General features: G+C 62.7%; 6 protein-coding genes. 3 read left to right on the top strand and 3 right to left on the bottom strand.

All coding sequences use genetic code 11. From position 1 onward, the window contains the following. Window positions 1-966 (bottom strand): aromatic ring-hydroxylating oxygenase subunit alpha (locus tag WAN02_RS21415; protein WP_422266227.1); only part of this gene is annotated, 966 nt, incomplete at its 3' end. A gap of 297 nt (window positions 967-1,263) precedes the next feature. Between WAN02_RS21415 and WAN02_RS21410 the strand changes: the two genes are divergently transcribed. After that, window positions 1,264-1,869, top strand: coding sequence for a TetR/AcrR family transcriptional regulator (locus tag WAN02_RS21410; RefSeq protein WP_422266226.1), 606 nt, complete (start codon window positions 1,264-1,266; stop codon window positions 1,867-1,869). Window positions 1,870-1,884: 15 nt separating this feature from the next. On the opposite strand, the gene WAN02_RS21405 is transcribed toward WAN02_RS21410, so the two are convergent. Beyond that, window positions 1,885-2,514 carry a TetR/AcrR family transcriptional regulator gene (locus tag WAN02_RS21405; RefSeq protein WP_422266225.1) on the bottom strand — a complete coding sequence of 210 codons (630 nt, stop codon included), beginning with the start codon at window positions 2,512-2,514 and terminating at the stop codon, window positions 1,885-1,887. Window positions 2,515-2,694: 180 nt separating this feature from the next. On the opposite strand from WAN02_RS21405, the gene WAN02_RS21400 reads away from it, so the two are divergent. Both WAN02_RS21400 and WAN02_RS21395 read left to right on the top strand, forming a co-directional pair. Further along, window positions 2,695-3,993 (top strand): acyl-CoA dehydrogenase family protein, encoded by a 1,299-nt coding sequence (locus WAN02_RS21400; RefSeq protein ID WP_422266224.1) that lies wholly within the window; start codon window positions 2,695-2,697, stop codon window positions 3,991-3,993. 76 nt (window positions 3,994-4,069) lie between these two features. Then, entirely contained in the window at window positions 4,070-5,041 is a 972-nt protein-coding gene (locus WAN02_RS21395; RefSeq protein WP_422266223.1) for an NADPH:quinone oxidoreductase family protein, read from the top strand. Between the two features lie 49 nt (window positions 5,042-5,090). Here the strand turns inward: WAN02_RS21395 and WAN02_RS21390 are convergent. Beyond that, on the bottom strand, window positions 5,091-6,612 hold a 1,522-nt coding region (locus tag WAN02_RS21390; protein ID WP_422266222.1), incomplete at its 5' end, for a PEP-utilizing enzyme.

Here is a 6,612-nt window from a genome sequence, read left to right as displayed (position 1 = left end):
CCCAAAGTTGCCGTGAGCGATGCCGTCAGAAATTGTCTTCGCAACCACCCAGTCCTCTTCGCGAACGGTCTTGACAAGGAGATCCCAATTCTTATCCCAGTAGTGAGATTGCTTGGCGGTTCGTGGTAGCTCGGGAACGAGGAACCTCAACTGCACAACGGAGCGTCGAAAGTCGGTCCCGTCCGGACGGACCGACCAGATCTCGAAATGATTTGGTTCGATCGTCATGATGGTACCCGGATACACAGTGAAATTGCCGATCGCGTAGTCGCCAAAGTTCAATTCTGCAGCGTCATCCCGAGTGTCTTCGATCCCACGGCGAGCAACGAAGAGACGCGAATGCCTGCCAAACGCGTCAAACGTGTAGATGTTCGTGTGGAAAAACGGCCCGACCGTTTGTGGATGAACGAATTGCAGATGGTACGCATCGAGGAAGCCATCCATCACTACTTTCCATTCGATGTCAACAACGAACGTTTCCTGCCGATAAAGTTCGGCGCTCGCGATGCCGGACGCGGCGACGTCATCCGAAAGGTCGGATCCAACGAATTTCGCCATGTCGAGCGGCTCGCCCGGCGTAGGCACAACCCACACCAATCCGGCGTATTCGTCGGCGGGAAGCTCGATCAACCCGTGGGCCGCGCGGTCGATCGCGGCGAAACCGTCGTCGAAAGGAATGGCCCGAATTGAGCCGTCCCTGTTGTAGCACCACCTGTGGTACGGGCAACTGAACATCTTGCGGCGGCCGACGGGTTGTTCCTCCACCTTCGCACCGCGGTGCCGGCATACATTGCTGAACGCTTTGAGGCTGCCATCGTCTTGCCGTACGACGAGAATCGGTACTCCGCAACAGTCGACAGTCACGAACGTCCCGGGCTCGCGCAGCTCGGAACCATGCGCGACGATCGTCGGCATCGTCCTGACAAAGTCCACCTCGCGGCGAAGGCGCGCCTCATCGAAGAACACATCGGCGGGGACGTAGGCCTCCGAGGCGGCATAGTCAGTCGTTCCCGAGTCGATGAACCCGATCAGCCGCTTCTTGACGTCCGCCTTGCTGTGGTCCTGCATCGAACACTCCGTCCGCCACGCGACGCGCCGTATCATGCAACTTACGACGAGAATTGTATCATGTATCGTAAGCCCGCAGGATCCCTAGCTGTGTTGGCCAGTAGTACTGAGGAATGTCGCCGTAAGACAGCAATACATAAGTGCACATGTGATACTCGATCTCCGAACCGTAACGTCGATGAGGGAGTGGTCACTGTGCCTCCGCAGAGGAACGTACTGGGTGCGACCGTCGAGGAGTCGCGGGAACAGCTGATTGCCGCAGCCGAAAAATGCTTCGAGATCTATGGGGTCGCCAAGACGACCATGGACGACATCGGACGGGCAGCATCGGTCACTCGCGCGACCGTCTACCGCTATTTCGCAGACCGAGACAGCTTGATCCTCGCTGTCGTGATCCGGCGCTCAAGGATGCTGTTGGATCGTGCCCGTGCTTACCTCGACTCCCAGCCCACGTTTGCCGACAAGTTGGTCAAGGGAATGGTGTACCTGGTCGACCATGGTCGCCGGGATCCAATGGTCAGGCTGCTCGTCAGCCCCGAACATCTCAACCTCGCCACCGGCATATTGGGCAACTCGAAAGCCGTCATCGACCTCACTTATGAACTTTGGAGCCCGATCATGGCCACCGCTCAGCGCAACGGTGAGATGAGGGAGGGCATCGACGTGCATAAGGCATGCGCCTGGCTGGCGTTTCAGCAATTGATCCTGATCGGCAGGCTCGATCTGGTCGACCCCTCAGATCCTCAGCACGAGGAGATGCTGCGGGAGTTTCTGTTGCCGGCATTCGTTCCAGCGGGCTGACAGCGCCCCGACTTTCTAGTCGTGTCGGCGTGACTCGGCGATCCGACGAGTTTCGGGCGACGCTGCGGCCGTGAGCATGGCGACAACGAGGTCGATGAGTTGGCTGATGAAGACCCGGTCGTCGGTGTGCGGCGCAGTCGCGGCCCGGCGTGCCAACTCGCCGATGACGAAACGTATGACGACAAGGCGCCGGTGCAGCTGCGCAGCAGTGCGGTCCAGGAAGGGGTCGACGAGTTGGCGCCAGCGGACAATGCTGTCTCCGTGATCCTCGACGTCTCCTGGTGGGAGGATCGGCTGTCGTCGGTTCATCACGTCCGCGTAGATGCATAGATAAGCGCAGCCGCCGGTAGATTCGGTCAGTTTCGACGCCAGCGGTTGAACAAGCGCTTCGGCGAGCGCGCGTACGTTCTGGTCACCGGCCGCCTCGTAGCGATCCAGGAGTGCATGCCGGCGCAGCTCGACGTCATAGCTGTGCTTTTCCAACACCGCCGTCAGCAGTCCGGCCCGGTCGCCGAAGTGATACTGCAACGCGGTGGCGTTCTTCACCCCGGAAGCCCGTTGAATCTCGCGCAGGCTGACCGCATCGATTCCCTGCCCGCCATAAAGCTCCTCGGCTGCTGCGAGCAGACGTTCCCGGGTAGACATGATGCCGTCATACTATCGATTAATGCATCCGCATTGCAATTCAATTCATCTGCCTGTACGGTCCTGTTCGTGACTGAACTCGTGGACTCGGCCGTCGCTAGACACCGCAACGGATTTCACCGAGAACGGGCTCTGAGGTGGCCGACGTCGATCTATCCGGAAAGCTAGGGACGAAATAGCATGTGGGACTTCAGCACCGAACCCGAATTTCAGGCAAAGCTCGACTGGATGGACACATTCGTCCGAAACGAGGTCGAGCCGCTCGACCATTTGACTCATCAGGCTGAGCACGTCATCTATGCGCCGCTGTCGACCGAGCTGGCCAAGATCGTGCGGCCACTACAAAACGAGGTGCGCGAACAAGGGCTGTGGGCATGCCATCTCGGACCGGAGCTCGGCGGTCAAGGCTACGGCCAAGTCAAGCTCGCACTCATCAACGAGATCCTGGGCCGAACGGCTTGGGGTCCCGTTGTTTTCGGCTGTCAAGCACCCGACACGGGCAACGCCGAGATCCTGGCCAAGTTCGGCACCGACGAACAGAAACGGCGCTACCTGCAACCCCTGCTGGATGGTGAGATCTTCTCGTCCTTCTCGATGACCGAGCCCCACGGTGGCGCCGACCCGCGCCTGTTCCGCACCCGTGCGGTGCAAGATGGCGAGGACTGGATCATCAACGGGGAGAAGTATTTCACCTCCAATGCGCGCAACGCGGCATTCTTCATCGTCATGGCGGTGACCGATCCAGACGCCGGACACCGCGAACGGATGTCGATGTTCCTGGTGCCTGCCGAGACCCCCGGCATCAAACGGATCCGCGAAACAGGCACGATCGGCGATCCCCTCGGCGTCGGCAACCACCCGCATATCCGTTACACCGACGTCCGCGTCGGCTCCGATGCGCTGTTGGGCGAGCGGGGCAAAGCCTTCCACATCGCACAGGCCCGCCTCGCCGGCGGCCGACTGCACCACGCGATGCGCAGTATCGGCTTCGCCAAGCGCGCATTTGACATGCACTGCGAAAGAGCCCTGTCCCGCACGACTTTCAGTGGAACCCTCGCCGACAATCCTGTCGTTCGGGCCGGCATCGCCGACTCTTACATCCAGCTCGAACAGTTCCGCCTGCTGGTGCTACATGCCGCATGGCAGATGGACACCCACGGTCCTGTCGCAGCCATGCAGCACGTCTCCGCGTGCAAGGTCGCCATGGCCCGCGTAGCCCACGACGTCGTCGAACGGTCACTGCACCTGCACGGCGCGCTCGGCGCGTCCAACGAGACCCCCCTGGCACGGCTATGGCAATCAGTGCCGACCTATGGCCTCATGGACGGGCCGACCGAGGTCCACCAGGACATTGTCGCCCGACGGGTGCTCGGCTCCTATTCCCCCGCACCCGGCAACTGGCCCACCCAGTTCCTGCCCGACCTCACTGCCGCCGCCCATAGGCGGTACAGCACGGAATACGCGCAGATCGCGACCTAGCGCCGGGCCGTCCGACGAGAAGCGCTGGATTCGATGGGCAGCTGACGCCGATACAGGCCCCACTGACGGAGGTAGCATGCGCGCGGCACAGGTGACTCGGCTCGTCGGACCGGACGGGATCGAGGTGACTGACGTCGAGGAGCCCACCGGGGATGGCATCGTCGTCGACGTGCACGCCGCAGGCGCGGCATTCCCGGACGCATTGCTCACCCGCGGCCTCTACCAGTACCGACCGGAGCCGCCGTTCGTGCTCGGATCGGAGATCGCCGGGGTGGTGCGGTCCGCACCAAACACCGCACATATCCGTGCCGGCGACAGAGTCGTGGGTCTGACGATGCTCACTGGCGGCATGGCCGAAGTGGCGGTCCTGCAACCCGACAGAACGTTCAAGCTGCCGGACAACGTGACCTTCGAGGCGGACGCCGGCGTTCTGTTCAACGATCTGACCGTGTACTTCGCGCTGAGTGTTCGAGGCCGGTTGCAGCGGGGCGAGACGGTGCTGGTGCATGGGGCGGCCGGCGGGATTGGAACGTCGGCGCTGCGGCTGGCATCAGTGCTCGGCGCGTCTCGCACCATCGCGGTGGTCAGCACCGAGGAGAAGGGCCAGATCGCCACGGCGGCCGGCGCGACCGACGTGGTGTTGGCCGAGGGCTTCAAGGACGCGGTAAAGGAGTTGACCGGCGGCCGCGGCGTCGACGTTGTCCTCGACCCGGTCGGCGGCGACCGGTTCACGGATTCGCTGCGCTCGCTGGTCCCCGGGGGACGGATGTTGGTAGTCGGCTTCACCGGCGGTGAGATTCCCACCGTGAAGGTAAACCGGCTGCTGCTCAACAACATTGACTTGCTCGGTGTTGGCTGGGGCGCCTGGACGCTGACGCACCCCGACGCGCTGGCCGAGCAATGGGCGGCGGTGGGGCCGCTGCTCGGCTCGGGTCAGTTGCATCCCCCCGAGCCAGTGGTCTATCCGCTCGATGAGGCCGCCGCCGCGGTCGCATCTTTGGAAAATCGCACCGCCAAAGGCAAAGTCGTGCTACGCCTCCGGGATTGATAGACGTCCAGCAGTCGAGACAGCAGCGCCCGATCAGGGCTCGAGAACCTTAGTCGCGCACGGATGGCGCGGCACTGGCGTCCAGCACGACGACAACACCATTGGTGGCATCCAGCCGGATGCGCATCCCCGTGGAAATCCGGGTAACAGCGTCCCCGGTGTTCACCACACAGGGAATGCCCATCTCACGGGCTACGATCGCCGCATGGCTGAGGGGACCGCCAATGTCGACGACCATTCCGGCCACGAGCGGGAACAGCGCGCACCAACTTGGGTCGGTCACCTCACAGATCAGGACCTCTCCCGGTTCGAGTTCCTCGGCAACCTCCAAGCTTACGGCCACCCGGGCAGTTCCCTCGACCACACCGCCCGTCACTGACACCCCGGTGATGGTGTCCCCCGCCCGCACCTCTACGCACGTGGCTCTACCAATGCGCGGCTGGGGCATGCCCTCCCAACGGTCCGGGAAGCTCAGCTTTTGGTACTCCACCCGTTTGGCCTGCCGTCGCGCAGCAACCTCCCGCAGATCTCCTCGCGCACCATCGAGTCCGCGCAGGACTTCGGGCACGGTGAAAGCAAAGACGTCATCGGGCTGGGCCAGCGCTCCCTCCGCGACCAATTCGGCACCATAACGCCGGGCAGCGAACCGCGCGACGTCAAGCGCCATCAGGAAGGCGCCCTTGCCCACTTCCCGTAGGGGCAGATACCGCTGCCCGAGCCGCAGCACGGCTCGTGCCTTGATCTGTTGGGGTCCAGGTAGATTCGCCAACAACGACTGCTCGGTGACGATTCGTCGTTCACGACGGTCCGCCTGCTCGGTGGCGCGATCCTCGACGCCATGGTGCGCGTACCGTTCGGCAATTGAGGTCACCAGACTGGGGTCCTCACGCCACGAGATCGACGAGATTTCGCCTTCCTCCGGGCCGTGGAAACCATAGCGTGCGATGAAGGCATCGACCGACAGTGCTCCACGGGAGACATTCCAGAGCTCGGCGACCATCCGAGCTTCTTCGTAATTCCCATAGCCGGCCGCTAATTGGGCTACCAGGCCCGGGTCACCGGCCGCGCGCGCCAGACGCGTGAGCTGTTCGAAAAGCGCCTGCGTGACAACCACCGCGATCATATGAATGCGCATGGCGGCGTCGAACTTATCGACCGCGTGCGCCAACAAGCGCAGGCCACAGGTCGGCGAGCTCTGAGTCACCGCAGTCCACCACCGGTGCTGATCACGGTGGAGGCGCCTTAACCGCAGTGGGAGTCCAGCGGCCTCTATGGGGAAGCGCGCCAACACGAACGGCAAGCGGCGCGAGGAGTTCTGGCTTTGTACCCCTTCGCGCACCGAACCGAGGAGTTGCTCTTCCATTGCATCCCCGGAGGTTCCCGGCGTGAGATCAGCGATCTGTCGCAGGTGTGTGACATTCATTGCGGCGCGGCCGTAGAAGATTGCAGCGAATCGGTCGTCGACGCTATCGGCTCGCGCCGTCAATCGCCGAGGCAGCACCCCAAGCCGGTAATAGGCATACGGGACCGACACCTCGTTGCCGATAGAGAAGATCGACCAGGACATCGGG

Source organism: Mycobacterium sp. (genome assembly GCF_049281135.1).
GTDB lineage: Bacteria > Actinomycetota > Actinomycetes > Mycobacteriales > Mycobacteriaceae > Mycobacterium.
The sequence above is the reverse complement of the archived record's forward strand: the minus strand, read 5'-3'. Positions and strand labels throughout refer to the sequence as shown.